The following is a 19356-nucleotide window of genomic DNA, read 5'->3' on the forward strand; positions in this document are numbered from 1 at the left end:
CCATTTGAGTAAAATTATAGAGGAAGTCGAACAGTTAGCTAGACCGATCGTAGCAGAATTGGGTCTTGAACTGGTTGATGTTGAGTTCTTGAAAGAGGGTCGCGATTGGTTTCTACGCGTCTACATCGATACGCCTGAAGGCAATATAGACATAGATCAATGTGCGGCTGTCAGTAATAAACTAAGCGAGGAACTAGACATTGTGGACCCGATTCCGCAAAATTACTTCCTTGAAGTGTCTTCTCCCGGAGCGGAAAGACCTTTGAAAAAAGATGAAGACTTTGAAAAAGCCGTAGGCCAATATGTGTTCATCAAAACGTATGAACCGATTGATGGAATGAAAGAATTCGAGGGGTATTTACTTGGATACGGACCGGACCATGCAAAAGTGGAAATACGGATCAAGACGAGAAAAGTACTAGTGGAAATTGACAAAACAAAAATTGCGCTCGCTAGACTGGCAATAGACTTTTAAAGTAAGCATGAAACACTGTCTAGCCTAGCACTAGAGAGCGAAGAATCAAGAGCAAGAACAATTGGAATGTAGGAGTGATGAACATGAGTAGTGAGCTACTCGAGGCACTGACAGCTCTTGAACAGCAAAAAGGTATTTCAAGAGACGTAATAGTCGATGCAATTGAAGCAGCGCTTGTAACAGCGTACAAACGAAACTTTAACCAAGCACAAAACGTGCGTGTGGATTTGAACTTAAACAAAGGCACAATGGCTGTCTATTCACGTAAAGATGTAGTAGAAGAAGTAGAAGATGAGCGTTTGCAAATTTCTTTGGAAGATGCCCAGCTTATTAACCCGGTATATGAACTTACTGATGTCGTTGAAGAAGAAGTCACACCGCGTGACTTTGGACGAATTGCCGCACAAACGGCTAAGCAAGTTGTAACACAGCGTGTACGTGAAGCTGAACGCGGTTTAATCTATGAAGAATATATCGATCGTGAAGAAGATATCGTCAACGGAATCGTAGAGCGTATGGATCCGAAAAATCTATTCGTTGGGTTAGGTAAAGTAGAAGCGGTGCTTCCGTCAAGTGAACAGATTCAAACAGAATCATATGCACCACACGATCGTATCAAAGTATACATTACGAAAGTCGAAAGAACAGCGCGGGGACCGCAAGTATTTGTTTCCAGAACGCATCCTGGTCTATTACGACGTTTATTTGAACTTGAAGTGCCAGAAATTTATGATGGTACAGTAGAAATCAAATCGATTGCACGTGAAGCGGGCGACCGATCGAAAATTTCTGTTTATACAGCAAATGAAGAAGTGGATCCAGTAGGTTCTTGTGTAGGTTCAAGAGGAGCACGAGTACAAACTATATCAAATGAATTGAATGGTGAAAAAGTAGATATCGTAGAGTGGTCTGAAGACCCGGTCATCTTCGTTGCAAATGCATTGAGCCCTTCAAAAGTAATCGATGTACAAGTAAATGAAGAAGAGCGATCCACTACTGTCGTTGTGCCTGATTATCAACTTTCATTAGCAATCGGAAAAAGAGGCCAGAATGCAAGATTGGCGGCTAAGTTAACGGGCTGGAAAATTGATATTAAAAGTGAAACGGATGCAAGAGAATTAGGGATCTATCCTCGCGAAGAATCTTTTGCCGTTGCAGTAGAAGAGTCAGATGAAGATGCAGATGAGTTCTTAGAAACTTATGAGTATGAAGAAGAAACGCCAGCTGAACCAGCTGAAGATTTTGATTTATACGCAGATGAAGACAAAGAAGATTGATTTGGAAAGGATTGCATGCTGATGTCGAACAATCGGAAAATCCCTTTGCGTAAATGTGCAGCGACTGGTGACATGTTACCTAAAAAAGAAATGATTCGAATTGTCCGTACGAAAGAAGGCGAAGTATTCGTAGATTTGACAGGCAAGAAGTCAGGCCGCGGTACATATGTATCTAAAACGGAGGATGCCGTAGAAAAAGCACGTAAGCAACACTCGATTGAGCATCAATTGGGTGTCAAAGTACCGGAGCAAATCTACGAAGACCTTTTGCATGCAATTCGTCGAGAGGCAATTAAATGACAAAAGATCCGTCAAATATTTATCAACTGCTTGGTATGGCAGCTCGTGCACGCAAAATTGCCACGGGTGAAGATTTAGTCGTACAGGCAGTTCGGTCCGGTGAAGCGCATCTGGTCATCCTGTCAGGTGATGCATCTAAGAACACAATGAAAAAATTAACAAATAAATGTAATACGTATAACGTTGAGAAGCATGTATTTGGTAGCCGTGAAGAACTCGGGCATGCAATTGGAAAAGAAGCTCGAGTTGTCTTAGCACTAACAGATAAAGGGTTCGCAAAAAAGTTATCCGAGCTTCTCAATGAATTTAATCGGGGGTGGGCTAATGACGAAAATGAAAGTACATGAATATGCCAGATCAATAGGCAAAACGAGTAGAGATATTGCAGATGAATTAATCAAAAGTGATATTGTAATAAAGAGCCATATGGAAGAACTAGATCCAGTATCTATTGCGAAATTAGACGAGAAGTTTGGAGATTTAAAAAAGCCTGAGGCGAAAACAACTACTGTTAAGCCAGCGAGCAAACCGGCAAACCAGAAAACAGACCGTCCAAGCAATACAAATAAACCAAATGCCTCACAAGGTACAAACCGTCCGGCTTCAAATCGTCCTTCAGGACAATCTACATCAGCTCCAAAAACAGGTAGCAATCAATCACCGCGTCAAGGGCAAGGATCAGGTCCATCTCGTCCAGCTGGCGGAGGCGGACGTCCAGGCGGCGGTCGCGGTGGAAGACCACCAGCACGCGGTATTAACCAAGGGCGCCGAAGATACCGTCCAGCAGTACCAGTACAAAAAGTTGAAATACCATTACCAGATAAAATTACTTTTTACGAGTCACTATCAGTGGGTGAGCTTGCTAAAAAATTAGGTAAAGAACCTTCTGAGATCATCAAAAAGTTGTTTATGCTTGGTGTAATGGCAACTATTAACCAGGAATTAGATAAAGATGCAATTGAGTTAATTTGTGCGGAATACGATGTTGAAGTGGAAGAAGAAGTTCGTATTGACGTAACAGACCTGGAGATCTACTTCGAAGATCCTGAAGAGGAAGAAGAAGTGCCAGGTGAATTAACAGAAAGACCGCCAGTCGTAACAATTATGGGTCACGTTGACCATGGTAAAACGACGTTGCTCGACTCGATTCGAAACACTAAAGTAACACAAGGTGAAGCAGGTGGGATCACACAGCATATTGGTGCGTACCAAATTACTGCAAGCGGTAAGAAAATCACATTTTTAGATACACCAGGTCACGAAGCTTTTACAACAATGAGAGCACGCGGTGCGAAAGTCACGGACTTGACCATTCTAGTTGTAGCAGCAGATGACGGTGTTATGCCACAGACAATTGAAGCAATCAACCATGCGAAAGCAGCAGAAGTTCCGATCATTGTAGCGGTTAACAAAATGGATAAACCTGCTGCGAATCCTGACCGCGTGATGCAAGAGTTAACTGAACACGGTCTAGTGGCAGAAGATTGGGGCGGCGATACGATTTTCGTACCGATTTCCGCACTAAAAGGTGAAGGAATTGATCAGTTACTTGAAATGGTTCTATTAATTGCGGAAGTAGGCGAATTTACAGCTGATTCTTCCATTAGAGCTAGAGGTACGGTAATTGAAGCGCAGCTCGATAAAGGGAAAGGGTCTGTAGCCACATTGCTTGTACAAAATGGTACATTGCATGTAGGCGATCCTATCGTTGTCGGAAATACGTACGGTCGTGTCCGCGCAATGGTCAGTGACCTTGGCCGTCGCGTAAAAGAAGCAGGCCCTTCAACTCCTGTAGAAATTACAGGCTTGAGCGATGTTCCATTTGCAGGAGATCGTTTCGTTGTCTTTAAAGATGAAAAAACGGCTCGTCAAATCGGTGAAACACGTGCTGGAGAAGCACTTCAAGAACAGCGTGTGGAAAAAACACGTGTAACACTTGATAACTTGTTTGATCAAATGAAACAAGGCGAAATGAAAGAATTGAACCTAATTGTGAAAGCAGACGTACAAGGTGCGGTTGAGGCGATGGCTGCTTCACTCATGAAGATCGAAGTAGAAGGCGTCAACGTCAAAATTATTCACACAGGTGCGGGTGCGATCAATGAGTCCGATATTTCTTTAGCAGCGGCATCTAACGCAATCGTCATTGGATTTAACGTACGTCCGGATACGAATGCGAAACGAGCTGCAGAAGCAGAAGGCGTAGACATTCGTCTGCACCGTGTCATATATAAAGTAATTGAGGAAATCGAATCAGCTATGACAGGCCTACTTGATCCTGAGTATGAGGAGAAGGTAATAGGTCAGGCTGAAGTTCGTGAGACCTTTAAAGTATCGAAGATCGGAACGATAGCAGGAAGCTATGTAATCGACGGTAAGATCACGCGAGATGCAGGCGTTCGTGTGTTACGCGATAACATTGTAGTCTTTGAAGGCGAACTGGATACACTGAAGCGTTTCAAGGATGATGCAAAAGAAGTTGCAAAAGGCTATGAGTGTGGTATCACAATTAAAAAGTTCAATGATGTTAAAGAAGGAGATATCATTGAAGCTTACGTTATGGAAGAAATTAAAAGAGTATGATTGTTTACGCGGAATGTTCTTTCTACATCCCAGCAGCAGCTTCTTTAAAAGAAAAACGGGCTGTCTTGAATAGGATGAGGGATCGGGTGAAAAACTCCTATAATGTTTCAGTTGCAGAAATTGAACATCAGGATTTATGGCAACGTACCACATTCGCTTTAGTCGCTGTGGCATCCTCCAAAGATGCAGCAGAACGAGAAGTGAGACGTGCGATTCGTCTGTTTGAATCCAATCCTGATTGGGAAATGACTACGTGTACAGTAGACTACTTATGAGCAAAGAACGAGGTGAATTGCCATGTCAGTGCGTGCTAATCGTATAGCTGAGCAAATGAAGAAAGAATTGGGCGACATTATCGGCCAAAAACTGAAAGATCCACGTATCGGATTTGTGACGGTGACTGGTGTAGATGTAACTGGGGATTTACAACAAGCGAAAGTCTTTATTTCTGTTCTAGGGACAGATAAAGAAAAGGAAGATTCGTTACTTGGGCTCTCCAAAGCAAAAGGATTCATTCGATCGGAAATTGGTCAAAGAATTCGCCTACGCAAAACACCTGAAATTGAATTCGAAATCGATGAATCCGTCGCTTACGGTAACCGGATTGAAAGCTTGATCCGCAAAGTGCAAGACGAAAACGAACAATAAACACGAGGAGGAAGTTCATAGTCGCGTAGGCGACATGACTTCCTCCCTTCTTACATAGAGCAAGTTTTTCTGAATGAATTTAGGAAGAAGGGGTTAGATGAACGGTATTCTGCCTTTGTGGAAAGAGAAAGGTATGACGTCACATGACTGTGTCTTTAAGCTTCGAAAGATATTACGGACAAAAAAAGTGGGCCATACGGGTACGTTGGATCCTGAAGTAGAAGGCGTCTTGCCGATCTGTATAGGCAGAGCTACGAAAGTTGCTTCGTATATTACAGATGCGGGTAAAGAATATATCGCTACAGTATCTATAGGCCGTTCAACGGAAACTGAAGACGCGCAAGGTGAGACTGTATCGAGTGATTTGACTCATAAGGAATTCACAAGAAACCAAATTCTAGATGCTTTGGAGCAGTTAACAGGCGAAATCATACAAATTCCACCTATGTATTCAGCAGTAAAAGTGAATGGTAGACGTTTGTATGAATATGCGCGGAAAGGCATCGAAGTAGAACGTCCAGTTCGTAAAGTACAGATCGATCAAATAGACTTATTAAATGAAGATCAATTTTTTAATGGTGAAGAAGTAACATTTTCCATTAGAGTGCGATGTGGTAAAGGAACTTATATCCGAACATTAGCCGTGCAAATTGGCGAACTTCTCGGATATCCAGCACATATGGATTCATTGGTCCGAACTGTTTCAGGAAATTTCGATGAATCGCATTGTAAAACGCTCGCAGAAGTGGCACAGATGATGGAACAAAATGAAGTACAAACCATATTGTTTCCTATTGAGGATGTATTGACGGATTTTCCTCATTTTGAAATCGAAGAGGCATCATTGGAATCCATACGTAATGGTCAAGTGCTTCCTGCAGTGCCATTGCTAACTGACCATCCTTCCATCATGATGATGTTTGAAGGTCGTGTGTTGGCAATCTATCAAAACCATCCAACAAAGCCGGGGTTAATGAAACCAGAAAAAATGTTGTTAGCTAGTGAGTAAGGAGAGATAGAAATGAAAATCTATAGATTACGATATCCGGATTCAATAAATGTGCCACAGCTTGACGCTTCCTCGTTAGCTATTGGATTTTTCGACGGTGTACATAAAGGACATCAAGAAGTCATTCGCAGTGCAAAAAAAGTTGCAGATGATTTGTCGATCAAGACAGCTGTTATGACATTCGATCCCCATCCGTCACAGCTATTTTCAGGGAAAAACGTTGGCTATATTACGCCGATTGAAGAAAAAATCAGAGTGCTCGAATCTCTTGGCGTGGATACGCTTTTCATTGTTTGTTTTGATTGGGAACTGGCTAGTCTTTCACCACAAAGTTTTATCGACATCTTCATTAAAAAGCTTGGCGTCAAGCATGTTACTGCAGGCTTTGATTTTACATTTGGTTCAAAAGGTTCAGGAACGATGAAGGACATGCAAGAGCTTTCGGAAGGTAAGTATGGAACAACGATCATTTCCAAAGTGACCTTTGATCAAGACAATAAAGTCTCATCGACGGAAATTCGGCAACTGTTATCTAAAGGGGATGTTGAAGCAGCGGCAGAACTTCTCGGTCGTCCATTCCGTACAATGGGCGAGGTGATACATGGGGAAAAACGAGGCCGTCAGTTAGGTTTCCCTACAGCTAACATCCAAACTGCGGAAGAACATATAGTTCCTGCTAACGGCGTCTATGCTGTTCGTTGCCTAATCGAAGATACATGGTACAAAGGTGTCTGCAATATGGGCGTAAAACCAACTTTTCATGATCCAGAACATCGGATTCCTACAGCTGAAGTTCATCTGTTGGATGTGAATATGGATCTCTATGGACGGAAATTGGCAATTGAATGGTTGCACCGTATACGTTCCGAACGAAAATTTGACTCGCTTAATGCGTTGAAAACACAGATTGGAATAGACAAGCAAACAGCAAAGGACTTGTTAAGCGACTAGTTCGTTGTTGCAACTGACATAATGCCGTGATATGATACAATAGTGTTCAATACACGAACCTCTTCTTGGCAATACGAGTCACCAACGTTTGCTCGGGGGACGGGGATACTTTTATTTAGGAGGTGAAAAGGATGGCTATTACACAAGAGCGCAAAGCTGAATTGATCAACGAATTCAAGACTCATGAAAATGATACTGGATCGGCTGATGTTCAGATTGCTATCCTTACTGAAGAGATCAATAACCTGAACAGCCACTTACGTACTCACAAGAAAGATCACCACTCACGTCGTGGTTTGTACAAAATGGTTGGTACACGTCGTCGTCTATTGAGATATCTACGTGAAACTAATGTTCAACGTTACCGTGATCTTATTGCATCACTTGGCTTACGCCGTTAATAAGACTGAGAAGCGGGCTTTGCCCGCTTTTTTCTATGGAATTAAGATGAAATATTTCGCATACATGTATCACGTTTGATACACTATGATTAATTACATACTAGATGTATACAGGTTTACAATAGAGAGGAGTTCTACAATGTCAGAACAGAAAAAAGTTTATACGCTCGATTGGGCAGGACGTACGCTTACAATCGAAGCTGGCCAACTTGCAAAGCAAGCTAACGGTGCGGTGCTCGTTCGGTATGGCGAAACAACAGTACTTTCCACGGTGACAGCTTCCAAGAAACCAAAACCCCTAGATTTCTTTCCACTTACAGTGAATTATGAAGAACGCATGTACTCAGTTGGTAAGATCCCAGGAGGATTTATCAAGCGTGAAGGACGTCCTTCAGAAAATGCAGTGTTGACTAGTCGCTTGATCGACCGTCCAATTAGACCTTTATTCCCTGATGGTTTCCGTAATGATGTACAGGTTATTTCACTTGTTATGTCTGTTGATCAGGATTGTTCATCCGAGATTTCAGCAATGATCGGTTCTTCTTTGGCTTTATCCATTTCGGATATTCCATTTGACGGTCCAATTGCAGGCGTTCAAGTAGGTCGTATAGATGGTGAATTTATAGTCAACCCTACACCAAGTCAACTTGAAACATCAGAAATTGACTTAGTTGTTGCTGGAACAAAACATGCAATCAACATGGTAGAGGCAGGAGCTAAAGAAGTATCTGAAGAAATTATGTTGGAAGCGATTATGTTCGGTCACGACCAAATCAAGAAATTAGTCGAATTCCAAGAGAAAATTGTAGCGGAAATTGGTAAACCGAAATTTGAAATTGAATTATTCGAACTAGATGCCGACATCCGTAAAGAAGTAGAAAATCGTTGTGAGAATGAACTAATAGCAGCAATTCAAACTGAAGAAAAGCATGCGCGTGAAGAAGCAATCAACGAAGTAAAAGCCGCTGTTCTTGAGTACTACACAGATGCTGAGGCTGATGAAGATACAATCAAGCAAGTGAAAGCTGTTCTAGAGCAAATGGTAAAAGATGAGGTACGTCGTCTGATTACAATCGACAAAGTTCGTCCGGATGGCCGTGGACTTGACGAAATCCGTCCATTATCATCTGAAACAGGTCTATTGCCACGTACTCACGGTTCTTCATTATTCACACGTGGACAAACACAAGTACTAAGTGTATGTACATTAGGTGCACTTGGTGAAAATCAAATTATTGATGGTTTAGGTTCAGATGAATCCAAGCGCTTCATGCATCATTATAACTTCCCGAACTTCAGTGTCGGTGAAACAGGACCGATTCGTGGTCCAGGCCGTCGTGAAATTGGTCACGGTGCATTAGGAGAGCGAGCATTGCAACCTATGCTACCAGATGAGGTGGAATTCCCTTATACAATGCGCCTAGTCGCGGAAGTATTGGAGTCTAATGGTTCTTCTTCACAAGCATCAATCTGTGCTTCTACAATGGCTATGATGGACGCTGGTGTACCCCTTAAAGCTCCAGTAGCAGGAATTGCTATGGGATTGATCAAAAAAGATGAAGATTATTCCATCTTGTCAGATATTCAAGGAATGGAAGACCATTTAGGCGATATGGACTTTAAAGTCGCTGGAACTAACAATGGAATTACTGCACTTCAAATGGATATTAAAATCGAAGGTTTATCTCGTCAGATTCTAGAAGAGTCTCTAGCACAAGCAAAAATTGGCCGTATCAAAATTCTTAATCATATGTTGACAACCATTTCTTCAACTCGTGAAGAATTATCCGCGTACGCTCCGAAGATTATTGTCATCCACATCAAACCGGACAAGATTCGTGACGTAATTGGACCTGGTGGAAAAGTGATTAACAAAATTATTGAGGAAACTCAAGTTAAAATCGATACAGAGCAAGATGGCACGATTTATATTTCGTCACCAAACTCTGAAATGAATGAAAAAGCTAAGAACATGATCGAAAATATTGTACGTGAAGCAAAAGTAGGCGAGTACTACTTGGCAAAAGTTAAGCGTATTGAGAAGTTCGGTGCATTCTTGGAAATCTTCCCAGGCAAAGATGGCTTGCTTCATATTTCTGAAATTCAGGAAGCACGTACGAAAGAAGTGGAAGATGTACTAAAATTAGAAGATGAGCTATTTGTAAAAGTAATTGAAATTGACAGACAAGGTCGAGTAAATCTTTCACGAAAAGTAGTCATACAAGAAGAAAAAGAAAAAGAACAAAAACAAGAACAAAAACAAGAACAAAAACAAGAACAAGAACAAGCTAACAAAGAGTAATCAACCCGTCAAAAAAGCCTCTTCCTGCACAAGTTGCGGCGAAGGAGGCTTTTTGTACTTTATTTAAGGAGTGAGGTCTATGATTCAAAAATATATTTGTTCAAATGGTGTACGGATTATCCATGAAAAGATGCCACATTTACAGTCCGTCGCAATTGGGCTTTGGGTGCATGCAGGTTCAGCAGATGAAACGAGTGAACAAGAGGGTATTGCCCACTTTATCGAACACATGCTGTTCAAAGGAACCGATACACGAAGTGCACGAATGATTGCCGAGCAGTTCGATCAGATTGGCGGTGATCTGAATGCCTTTACATCTAAAGAAATGACATGCTATTACACTACAGTTTTAAGTCAGCACGCTTCATACGCATTGACTGTCTTATCCGATATGTTTTTCCATTCCCAATTCAAAGAAGAAGAGATTGAAAAAGAGAAATCGGTCATTCTGGATGAAATATCCTCTGTTGAAGACATGCCGGATGAAGATGTCGATGAAAGGTTATGGGCGGGAATGTTTCCAGATGATGCAATTGGAAAGCCAGTAGGAGGACGGGCTGAAACAATCAAGTCATTCACAAAAGAAATGATCGAAAAATTCATGGTGAAACATTATCGCCCTGAAAATTTGGTTATCTCAATTGCAGGAAGCTATGATGAACGTTTAATCAAGCTAATCGAAGCGAATTTTGGAAGCTATCAAAGTAAAGAACAAGCTTCTACTTCCATACTAGATGAAAGTATACCGAACTTTACGGCTCAACAAATTATCAAAGTAAAGGATATTGAACAAGCCCATCTATGCTTTGGTTATCCTTCATTGCCTTCAACTCACGATAAGATTTACGAGTTAAGCTTATTCGATAGTATCCTTGGCGGAACAATGTCTTCTAGGTTGTTTCAAGAGGTTCGAGAAAACCGGGGACTAGCATATTCGGTCTACACGTATTATGCCGCGTATGAAAATGCTGGATCCTTTGTGATTTATTGTGGAACGTCCCCTGAAAACTTTCAAGAGACGTATCGTACAATAGACCAGGTCATCGCTGACGTGCTTAATGACGGTCTAACAGATAAAGAATTACGGAATGCCAAAGAGCAACTAAAAGGCAGTTTTGTTCTTGGTTTGGAAGGCTCTGAATCACGTATGTATAGAAATGGCCGCAATGAATTAGTGCTTGGCAAACATCAGACAATTGATGAGGTAGTCAAACATATTGAAAGCGTTGAAAAGCGAAGTGTCTATCGACTTGGACAGCAAATGTTGGCAAGTGATCGTGCAACATCCATTATTGCGCCTAAATCAAATATTCAACAATTAAAAAAACTGCAGAACTAGTCGACTTCCGGCCTCTCATACATATGATGAAAGAGATCTTATATGAGGGAGGGCTTCCATGCTATTATCAGAACTAGCGCAAAAAGAGCTTATTCAAGTAGAGGAAGGTATGAGATATGGCTTTTTGGCAGAAACAGATTTGCTGTTCGACCGCAAAACAGGAGCGATCATTGGATTTGAAATCCGAAAGAAGTTAGGGAGAACACTGTTCCGACAAAAAGACCAGGATATTATTGAATATATTCCATGGCATGAAATTGTTCTGGTGGGCGAAGACCGGATTTTATTTGGCAAAACACATGAACTAAACAGAAAGGAAGTAGAAGGGTATGACTAAATGGCTTGTTGTAGGGACTGATCAACGTCTGCGAATTGCGAATGAACTATTAGTAAAATCAGGAATTGATAGTGAGTATATTTGTTCGGATACGTATAATGAACAGTTAAAAAACGCTTTAATAAATACAAAGCCAGACCATGTTCTGCTTCCTTTATTGTTAATGGAACCAAGCATACCCGTCGACTATTTGCCAGAAGGCTCTTCTGTCTATTCGGGTAAAACTTCTGCGGAATGGAGGCAAGAGCTTGCCGAGAAAGGTATTTCGCATACGAATTATCTGGAAAATGAGCAATTCATTTGGAGAAATGCTCAATTAACCGCAGAAGCGTTCGTTCATGTCTTTTATGAGCAAACTAAACGACAGATAGCAGGTAAGCACTTTTACATTGCAGGATTTGGAAGAGTAGGAAAAGCGATTGCACATACATTGCATCACTTGCAAGCTACTGTCACTATAGTTGCACGCGCTGATGAGCAATTAGCAGAAGCGGCAGTGTTAGGCTATAACACATTGCTGCTTGATGAAACAACAAAATTCACTCATGGTTACTTGGTGAACACTATTCCGGCGCAATGGCTCGATGTAAATCAAAGTGGTACTGTTCGTGTATTTGATGTCTCTTCAGCACCGGGGTGCCTAAAGCATGCAAATTCCTCTGAATACTATACCATACACCTCAAATTGCCCGGGAAGCACTTTCCTGAGGATGCGGCAGCTGTATTGGTTGACGCAGTTTTGAGAATGAGTATAGAAGAAAGGGGAACTAAATGCTCAAAGGAAAACGAATCGGATTAGGCATCACAGCTTCACATTGCACGTATGACCAATTGCTTCCGATGATCACTTCGTTGCAAAAAGAAGGTGCGATTGTCGTTCCTATCATTACACATTCAGTTCTTCACGCTGCTACGCGTTTTGGAACGGGTGAAGAGTGGATTAAACGAATAGAAGACGCAACAGGTGAGAAGGTAGTAGCAAGTATTGTCGAAGCGGAACCATTCGGTCCATCCAATCCGCTCGACTGCATGGTGATTTCGCCGCTGACAGGTAACTCCATGAGTAGGTTCGCTAACGCTGCTACTGACTCACCGGTTCTGATGGCGGCTAAAGCCACATTACGTAATGGTAAACCAGTGGTACTAGGTATTTCTACAAATGATGCATTAGGTCTTAACGGTATGAACCTTATGAAGTTATTGAATATGAAAAACGTCTTCTTTATTCCATTCGGTCAAGACGATTGTATAAAAAAACCGAACTCCTTAATATCAGATTTCTCGTTACTTCCCGCTACCGTTGCATCCGCAATTAATAGCAAACAATTGCAGCCATTACTAATCATTCATAACAATGCATGATAATAGATTTTTAAATTCTGCAAAATATGTTATAATTCGTTCAATAACAATTAACGAGACGAGGATAGTATGAACTCTCCTTACTAGTACTTGTTAATAATTGAAAGGAAGATATAGATGAAGAATGTAAATGTTGCAATTGTCGGCGCTACTGGAGCGGTAGGAACAAAAATACTTGAGAAATTGGTGGAACGTAACTTCCCTGCTACTTCCATTAAGTTACTTGCATCCAAACGTTCTGCAGGCAATGAAATCGAAGCGGGTGGAAAAACGTACATTGTACAAGAAACGACCCCAGAAGCTTTTGAAGGTATCGACATTGCATTCTTTAGTGCAGGTGGGAGTATCTCTGAGAAGTTTGCACAAGATGCAGTAAAGAGCGGGGCGGTTGTAATTGATAACACAAGTGCATTCCGAATGGACCCTAACACACCGCTCGTGGTTCCGGAAGTAAACCCACATGAATTGAAAAACCATTCAGGAATCATTGCAAATCCAAACTGTTCTACAATTCAGATGGTAGCAGCATTGAAACCAATTAAAGATCAATATGGCCTTAATAAGCTAATCGTGTCTACTTACCAGGCAGTTTCCGGTGCTGGTGTAGAAGCAATTGATGAACTAGCGGAACAAAGCAAGCAATTCACAGATCGTAGTGAAATAGCAGCAGAAGTATTACCATCTGCGTCTGCAAAACGTCATTATCCAATCGCATTCAATGCGATTCCACAAATAGATTCATTTGACGAATCGGGCTATACATTGGAAGAATTGAAAATGATCAATGAAACGAAAAAAATATTCAGCGATCAAAATATGTCGGTAGCGGCTACATGTGTCAGATTGCCTGTTGTATCGGGACATTCAGAATCCGTTTACATTGAAATCGATCATGATGACGTGACAGTTAAAGATATCCAGTCTTTGATGGAAAATGCACCAGGAATCGTCTTGCAGGATGATCCGGCTTCACAACTATATCCAATGCCGCTTTATGCAGAAGATCAAGATGAGGTGTTTGTAGGCAGAATCCGTAAAGACTTGGATAACCCAAAAGGATTCCATCTTTGGATCGTGTCCGATAACTTATTAAAAGGTGCTGCATTGAACTCCGTGCAAATCGCCGAGGCGCTTATTAAATAATTTGCGCAGGTAAGGTTAAGAATGATAACGAAAAGGAATGATCTATGTGCAACTTGGAAATGTAGGGACAGCAATGGTCACTCCTTTTTCTCCTGACGGTACAATTGACTACGCTCAAACAAAGGTTTTGCTTGAGCATTTGATTGCAAATGGGACAGATTCTGTTATCGTCAGCGGTACGACTGGTGAATCACCGACGCTTACTGTTACAGAGAAGAAGGAATTACTGGACTTTGTAGTAAAGGTTGTGAATAAGCGTATTCCAGTGGTTGCAGGTACAGGGACAAATAATACTGCTGAATCCATAGAGCTCACTAAGGTTGCTGAGCAATCAGGGGCGGACGGAATCATGCTCGTGACACCTTACTATAATAAACCAGACCAAAAAGGAATGTATGCACACATCTCGAAAATTGCTAACGTTACAGCATTGCCGATATTGCTATATAATATTCCAAGTCGTTCCATCGTCAACTTGCTTCCTGAAACCGTTATTGCGTTATCGAAAATTGATAATATTAAGGCGATCAAAGAAGCGAGTGGTAATTTGGAGCAGATGGCAGAAATCATTGAAGGAACCGCAGACGATTTTGAAGTATACAGTGGAGATGACGGATTAACATTGCCATTGCTTGCAATTGGTGGTAAAGGAATCATTTCAGTTTCCTCACACGTAGTAGGCAATGAAATGCAAAAAATGATTCAAGCGTTTCAAAATGGCGATGTCAAGGAAGCTGCTGATCTCCATCGTTCATTAGTACCGGTTTTCAGAGCGTTGTTCTCGACACCGAATCCTGTGCCTGTGAAATATGCGCTAGAAAAAGCAGGCATACCAACAGGCGGTGTTCGTTTACCGCTTGTAGAAATGGACGAAAGTGAAGCTGCGATCATCGATGAAGCGCTTGAAAAATTTGAAAAAAGAACACGGATCCTGTAATAAACAAAAGCCGGACGACCAATCCGGCTTTTTTTGTTTGTACTGAGCGCCTACTATCTCGTATAATGGTGTTTAGTCGTTGTGGGCGGGAATAGAATATAGGAGGAAACAATGTGACGAAAATACAAAATGAATTAATTAGAGTAATTCCACTAGGTGGAGTAGGGGAAATCGGGAAGTCTATGTATGTCGTTGAAATCGATGATGAGCTATTTGTTATGGATGCTGGCTTAATGTTCCCGGAAACGGAAATGCTAGGTATTGACTTTGTAATACCTGATATGACTTATCTGGAAGAAAATAAAGATCGGGTCAAAGGAATCTTTTTAACACATGGTCATGAAGATGCAATTGGATCTATTGCTTATTTACTACAGAAAGTACAAGCCCCTGTGTACGGTACAAAGTTGACGCTAGCGTTAGCGAAAGAACATTTGAAGAATATGCCAGCACCATCTAATGTGCGCTTCTTTGAAGTGACAAACAAAAGCCGTATGAACTTCAAGCGCACGCATGTGACATTCTTTTACACGACACACAGTATTCCGGATTCTCTAGGAATTGTCTTCCATACAAGCGAAGGAGCAATCGTTAATACAGGAGAGTTCAAATTCGACCAAGCAGCAAAAGGTAAGTATCGCCCTGACATTGCAAAAATGGCTACAATTGGTGAAGAGGGTGTCTTTATCTTGATGTCCGATTCTACAGAAGCAGAACGTCCAGGTTATACGACGTCTGAGTCTGTAATCGAAAAACGTCTCTTTAAAACTTTCCATGAAGTAGAAGGAAGAATTCTAGTAGCGCTGTATGCATCAAACTTCATTCGGATTCAGCAAGTGCTAGACCAGGCGGCAGCAAAGAAAAAGAAAGTGGCAGTGGTTGGTAAAAGCTTGGAGAGCTACTTTGAAGTCGGGTTAAAACTAGGTTATTTACAAGTAGAAGAAGATATTGTAATTCCGGTAAAAGATATGGAGCGCTATGATGATCAAGATATCGTGATTATCGTGACGGGTAATCAAGGTGAACCACTAGAAGCATTAGAGAAAATTGTCCGTAAACATCACAGAGAAATTAATATCAAAAGTTCAGATACAGTATTGATCACATTCACGCCGTCACCTGTTATGGAAACTTCCATGTACAAGATGATGAATGAGTTAGCTAAGGCTGGAGCCACTGTACTAACGTCCACACGAAATGTACACGTATCCGGTCACGGTTCTGCTGAAGACTTGAAAATGATGTTAAATCTTATGCAACCAAAATACTTTATCCCAATCCAGGGAGAGTATCGTATGCTGATAGCACATTCCAAGCTTGCTCAAGAAATCGGATTGCCTAAAAACCGTATCTTTATAGCGGATAAAGGCGATATTGTTGAATTCAAGAACGAAAAGCTTCGTATGGCAGGTAGAGTACAGGCTGGTAATGTCTTAATCGATGGTATAGGTGTAGGGGATGTAGGCAACATCGTATTGCGTGACCGTAAGTTATTATCTCAAGATGGAATCTTCACAGTCGTTGTGACATTGAACAGAAAGCAAAAACGAATCGCAGCGGGTCCTGAAGTTGTCTCAAGAGGCTTTGTTTATGTACGCGAATCGGAGGAACTATTTGATGAAGCGACAAAACTGATTACTAAAGTCGTCGAAAAATATGTGAATAAAGAAACGTTCGAATGGACAAACATTAAACAAGAGATCCGTGAGACATTGAGTTCATATTTGTACCAGCAAACAAAACGTCGCCCGATGATTATTCCAATCATTATGGAGTACTGACCTACACCGTTTGTTGGCGAATCAAAAACAATTGGATTTCCATGCCGTTTCGGCTGGAAATCTTTTTTGCAGAAAGGGGGTTGGCAAATGGCGAAAAAACGTGCTAAAAAGAGAGCGCCAGCTAAGAAAAGACAACAGAAAAAACAGCAAAGTCAAATGCAACCGCTCTGGTTCGAAATTCTAGGTGTCGTCCTAATTGGTATCGCAATAATTATGATCTTTGAATTTGGTATTATTGGTCGAGGTTTATCGGCATTTTCTCGATTTTTATTAGGGAACTGGTACGTTGCGCTGCCATTTTTAATTATTGTGCAGGCGTTGATTTTCATGATTAAAAGACAGATTGGTGGATATAAGCATCGAGTCGTCATCGGTTGTTTATTCATTTTAGGCAGTATGCTACTGTTCAGTCATGTTCATTTATTTCAAACATTATATGAAAGCAAGGTTTTGATGTCAAATTCCGCATTAAAGGAAACTTGGAAAGTACTCATCACAAATGATGGGATACATGATCAAACTGGGACTTTAGGTGGCGGCATGCTAGGTGCTGTATTGTTTGCGATGTTTTATTCATTGGTGGATTCATCGGGTGCTACAGTAGCTGGAGTGCTGTTACTGCTCATTGGTATCATTCTGTTGACAGGAAAGGCTTTGATTCCGTTCCTAGTAGAGCAAACACCTATCTTGATGAATGATATAAAGAAAAAGTGGGCTGCGAGGGAAAAGAAGTCAGTCAAGTCACCTGAAGAAAAGCGGAAAGAAAGTGCACGTAGTAATAGAAGGAGTAAGCCGAAACCGGTAGACACTTCTGAAAGAGAAGCGGTACAAGAAAATCCGGAGCCTGCCAGTGAACCGATTATTTCTAGCTTCACAGCAAAAATTGAACAGGCAACGCAACCTGAAATTGAACAGGAAACGGAGTCGAAACCTGAAGAGGATTCTACACTCGATCCTAAAGATCCGGCAGCTGATTATCCTGTAATGGGCGGAGAACAAGAAAACGAATCATATATTTTGCCATCAGCCAAACTACTAGAACCACCTGTAGCAAGTGATCAATCTGGAGAATATGATTTAATCCAGGCAAACGCCAAGAAACTAGAGAAAACATTCCTGAGTTTTGGAGTCAAAACGCGCGTGACACAAGTCCATTTAGGGCCAGCAGTCACTAAATACGAAATCCTGCCTGACACGGGTGTGAAAGTAAGTCGCATCGTTAGTTTGGCGGATGACATAGCATTAGCATTGGCAGCTAGCGGCATTCGGATTGAAGCACCGATCCCTGGCAAGTCGGCAGTTGGAATCGAAGTTCCGAACAATGCAGTGGCGATGGTAAGTTTACGTGAAGTGCTTGAATCTAAGGAAAATAATCCTCCTGAGTCCAAGTTGCTAGTAGGTTTAGGCCGTGATGTGACCGGGCAAGCCATGATGACAGAGCTCAATAAAATGCCCCACGTATTAATCGCGGGTGCTACGGGTAGCGGTAAAAGTGTCTGTGTCAACGGGATCATTATGAGTATCATCATGCGGGCAAAACCACACGAAGTGAAAATGATGATGATCGATCCGAAAATGGTGGAGTTAAATGTATTTAATGGTATCCCGCATTTATTAGCCCCCGTAGTTACGGATCCAAGGAAAGCAGCGCAAGCATTGCAACGAGTTGTGTCCGAGATGGAACGCAGATATGAGTTATTCTCTCACACTGGTACGCGGAATATTGAGGGATATAATAACCACATTGAACAATGGAATGAAGATCATGATGAGAAACACCCACGCATGCCGTATATCGTTGTCATTGTCGATGAGTTGGCCGACTTAATGATGGTGGCGTCAAGTGACGTAGAAGATTCCATCACACGTCTGGCGCAGATGGCAAGAGCTGCAGGTATTCATTTAATTATTGCGACACAGCGTCCAAGCGTTGACGTAATTACAGGTATCATTAAGGCGAATATTCCATCTCGAATTGCGTTTGCCGTATCTTCCGCAATCGATTCGCGAACTATTCTAGACGGTGCTGGTGCTGAGAAGTTATTGGGACGAGGAGATATGTTATTCCTTCCTGCTGGTGCTTCAAAACCGACACGTATTCAAGGGGCATTTGTTTCAGATGAGGAAGTAGAAGCGGTAGTGAACTTTGTGATCGAGCAACAAAAAGCTCAATACCAAGAAGAAATGATTCCAACTGAAGTAGAAGTAGTGGCACCTCATGAAGAAACCGATGAATTATATGATGAAGCAGTACAAATGGTGGTGGATATGCAGACTGCGTCTGTTTCGATGATCCAACGTCGTTTTCGCGTTGGGTATGCCAGGGCTGCACGTATAGTAGATCAAATGGAAGCGCGTGGCGTGGTTGGACCGCCTGAAGGTAGTAAGCCAAGACACGTACTACTTGCTAAATCAGAACTGGAAATGTAAGGTATCTTTCGCTGTTATTTTGATAAGTCAAAGTTATTCGTGATTTCGGCTAGATATTTCCTTCTACCTAAGTAAATGTTA

General features: G+C 41.6%; 19 protein-coding genes. All 19 read left to right on the forward strand.

Annotation, left to right across the window (positions count from 1 at the left end):
* Window positions 1–4: 4 nt before the first annotated feature.
* The 19 genes from rimP (at window position 5) to CSV61_RS03310 (ending at window position 19275) form a co-directional block, all read left to right on the forward strand.
* Window positions 5–475: a ribosome maturation factor RimP gene (gene rimP / locus CSV61_RS03220; RefSeq protein WP_083035461.1), complete on the forward strand. Its 471-nt coding sequence runs from the start codon at window positions 5–7 to the stop codon at window positions 473–475.
* Between the two features lie 83 nt (window positions 476–558).
* Window positions 559–1752 carry a transcription termination factor NusA gene (gene nusA, locus CSV61_RS03225; protein WP_083035462.1) on the forward strand — a complete coding sequence of 398 codons (1194 nt, stop codon included), beginning with the start codon at window positions 559–561 and terminating at the stop codon, window positions 1750–1752.
* A 21-nt stretch (window positions 1753–1773) separates the two neighbouring features.
* On the forward strand, window positions 1774–2052 hold the full coding sequence (gene rnpM, locus CSV61_RS03230) for an RNase P modulator RnpM (protein ID WP_083036161.1): 279 nt from the start codon (window positions 1774–1776) through the stop codon (window positions 2050–2052).
* Entirely contained in the window at window positions 2049–2399 is a 351-nt protein-coding gene (locus CSV61_RS03235; protein ID WP_083035463.1) for a YlxQ family RNA-binding protein, read from the forward strand. The genes rnpM and CSV61_RS03235 overlap by 4 nt, the downstream gene beginning before the upstream one ends.
* Window positions 2377–4635 carry a translation initiation factor IF-2 gene (gene infB, locus CSV61_RS03240; protein WP_099638079.1) on the forward strand — a complete coding sequence of 753 codons (2259 nt, stop codon included), beginning with the start codon at window positions 2377–2379 and terminating at the stop codon, window positions 4633–4635. The genes CSV61_RS03235 and infB overlap by 23 nt, the downstream gene beginning before the upstream one ends.
* Window positions 4632–4910, forward strand: coding sequence for a DUF503 domain-containing protein (locus CSV61_RS03245; RefSeq protein WP_099638080.1), 279 nt, complete (start codon window positions 4632–4634; stop codon window positions 4908–4910). Before infB ends, CSV61_RS03245 begins: the two co-directional genes overlap by 4 nt.
* A 22-nt stretch (window positions 4911–4932) precedes the next feature.
* Window positions 4933–5283, forward strand: a complete 351-nt coding sequence (rbfA, locus tag CSV61_RS03250; RefSeq protein ID WP_083035466.1) for a 30S ribosome-binding factor RbfA — start codon at window positions 4933–4935, stop codon at window positions 5281–5283.
* Window positions 5284–5380: 97 nt separating this feature from the next.
* The gene (truB, locus tag CSV61_RS03255) at window positions 5381–6292 is read left to right on the forward strand and encodes a tRNA pseudouridine(55) synthase TruB (RefSeq protein ID WP_099638081.1); all 912 of its coding nucleotides are present in this window, start codon (window positions 5381–5383) and stop codon (window positions 6290–6292) included.
* Between the two features lie 12 nt (window positions 6293–6304).
* Window positions 6305–7243, forward strand: a complete 939-nt coding sequence (ribF, locus tag CSV61_RS03260) for a riboflavin biosynthesis protein RibF (protein WP_099638082.1) — start codon at window positions 6305–6307, stop codon at window positions 7241–7243.
* Window positions 7244–7374: 131 nt separating this feature from the next.
* Complete coding sequence (gene rpsO / locus CSV61_RS03265; protein WP_083035469.1) at window positions 7375–7644, forward strand: 30S ribosomal protein S15; 270 nt, start codon at window positions 7375–7377, stop codon at window positions 7642–7644.
* 139 nt (window positions 7645–7783) lie between these two features.
* A complete protein-coding gene (gene pnp, locus CSV61_RS03270; protein ID WP_099638083.1) occupies window positions 7784–9946 on the forward strand; it encodes a polyribonucleotide nucleotidyltransferase in 2163 nt (720 codons plus the stop codon).
* Window positions 9947–10025: 79 nt separating this feature from the next.
* Window positions 10026–11285: a M16 family metallopeptidase gene (locus tag CSV61_RS03275; protein WP_099638084.1), complete on the forward strand. Its 1260-nt coding sequence runs from the start codon at window positions 10026–10028 to the stop codon at window positions 11283–11285.
* Between the two features lie 58 nt (window positions 11286–11343).
* The gene (locus CSV61_RS03280) at window positions 11344–11622 is read left to right on the forward strand and encodes a YlmC/YmxH family sporulation protein (protein ID WP_083035472.1); all 279 of its coding nucleotides are present in this window, start codon (window positions 11344–11346) and stop codon (window positions 11620–11622) included.
* A complete protein-coding gene (locus CSV61_RS03285; protein ID WP_099638085.1) occupies window positions 11615–12421 on the forward strand; it encodes an NAD-binding protein in 807 nt (268 codons plus the stop codon). Before CSV61_RS03280 ends, CSV61_RS03285 begins: the two co-directional genes overlap by 8 nt.
* Complete coding sequence (locus CSV61_RS03290) at window positions 12394–12984, forward strand: dipicolinate synthase subunit B (RefSeq protein WP_099638086.1); 591 nt, start codon at window positions 12394–12396, stop codon at window positions 12982–12984. Before CSV61_RS03285 ends, CSV61_RS03290 begins: the two co-directional genes overlap by 28 nt.
* 117 nt (window positions 12985–13101) lie before the next feature.
* Complete coding sequence (asd, locus tag CSV61_RS03295; RefSeq protein WP_099638087.1) at window positions 13102–14127, forward strand: aspartate-semialdehyde dehydrogenase; 1026 nt, start codon at window positions 13102–13104, stop codon at window positions 14125–14127.
* 37 nt (window positions 14128–14164) lie between these two features.
* Window positions 14165–15064, forward strand: a complete 900-nt coding sequence (gene dapA, locus CSV61_RS03300) for a 4-hydroxy-tetrahydrodipicolinate synthase (RefSeq protein ID WP_099638088.1) — start codon at window positions 14165–14167, stop codon at window positions 15062–15064.
* A gap of 113 nt (window positions 15065–15177) precedes the next feature.
* A complete protein-coding gene (locus CSV61_RS03305) occupies window positions 15178–16845 on the forward strand; it encodes a ribonuclease J (protein ID WP_099638089.1) in 1668 nt (555 codons plus the stop codon).
* A gap of 87 nt (window positions 16846–16932) precedes the next feature.
* The gene (locus tag CSV61_RS03310) at window positions 16933–19275 is read left to right on the forward strand and encodes a DNA translocase FtsK (RefSeq protein WP_099638090.1); all 2343 of its coding nucleotides are present in this window, start codon (window positions 16933–16935) and stop codon (window positions 19273–19275) included.
* The last annotated feature ends 81 nt before the right edge of the window (window positions 19276–19356 follow it).

The sequence above is a fragment of the Sporosarcina sp. P3 genome (assembly GCF_002743415.1).
Lineage (GTDB): Bacteria > Bacillota > Bacilli > Bacillales_A > Planococcaceae > Sporosarcina > Sporosarcina ureae_A.

What these genes read in the sequence shown, in the direction of transcription:
- pnp (WP_099638083.1), top strand. Translation starts at nt 7,784, where the DNA reads ATGTCAGAACAGAAAAAAGTTTATACGCTCGATTGGGCAGGACGTACG.
- CSV61_RS03235 (WP_083035463.1), top strand. Translation starts at nt 2,049, where the DNA reads ATGACAAAAGATCCGTCAAATATTTATCAACTGCTTGGTATGGCAGCT.
- CSV61_RS03310 (WP_099638090.1), top strand. Translation starts at nt 16,933, where the DNA reads ATGGCGAAAAAACGTGCTAAAAAGAGAGCGCCAGCTAAGAAAAGACAA.
- rpsO (WP_083035469.1), top strand. Translation starts at nt 7,375, where the DNA reads ATGGCTATTACACAAGAGCGCAAAGCTGAATTGATCAACGAATTCAAG.
- CSV61_RS03285 (WP_099638085.1), top strand. Translation starts at nt 11,615, where the DNA reads ATGACTAAATGGCTTGTTGTAGGGACTGATCAACGTCTGCGAATTGCG.
- infB (WP_099638079.1), top strand. Translation starts at nt 2,377, where the DNA reads ATGACGAAAATGAAAGTACATGAATATGCCAGATCAATAGGCAAAACG.
- CSV61_RS03245 (WP_099638080.1), top strand. Translation starts at nt 4,632, where the DNA reads ATGATTGTTTACGCGGAATGTTCTTTCTACATCCCAGCAGCAGCTTCT.
- rbfA (WP_083035466.1), top strand. Translation starts at nt 4,933, where the DNA reads ATGTCAGTGCGTGCTAATCGTATAGCTGAGCAAATGAAGAAAGAATTG.
- CSV61_RS03290 (WP_099638086.1), top strand. Translation starts at nt 12,394, where the DNA reads ATGCTCAAAGGAAAACGAATCGGATTAGGCATCACAGCTTCACATTGC.
- dapA (WP_099638088.1), top strand. Translation starts at nt 14,165, where the DNA reads ATGATCTATGTGCAACTTGGAAATGTAGGGACAGCAATGGTCACTCCT.
- rnpM (WP_083036161.1), top strand. Translation starts at nt 1,774, where the DNA reads ATGTCGAACAATCGGAAAATCCCTTTGCGTAAATGTGCAGCGACTGGT.
- truB (WP_099638081.1), top strand. Translation starts at nt 5,381, where the DNA reads ATGAACGGTATTCTGCCTTTGTGGAAAGAGAAAGGTATGACGTCACAT.
- CSV61_RS03275 (WP_099638084.1), top strand. Translation starts at nt 10,026, where the DNA reads ATGATTCAAAAATATATTTGTTCAAATGGTGTACGGATTATCCATGAA.
- ribF (WP_099638082.1), top strand. Translation starts at nt 6,305, where the DNA reads ATGAAAATCTATAGATTACGATATCCGGATTCAATAAATGTGCCACAG.
- nusA (WP_083035462.1), top strand. Translation starts at nt 559, where the DNA reads ATGAGTAGTGAGCTACTCGAGGCACTGACAGCTCTTGAACAGCAAAAA.
- CSV61_RS03280 (WP_083035472.1), top strand. Translation starts at nt 11,344, where the DNA reads ATGCTATTATCAGAACTAGCGCAAAAAGAGCTTATTCAAGTAGAGGAA.
- asd (WP_099638087.1), top strand. Translation starts at nt 13,102, where the DNA reads ATGAAGAATGTAAATGTTGCAATTGTCGGCGCTACTGGAGCGGTAGGA.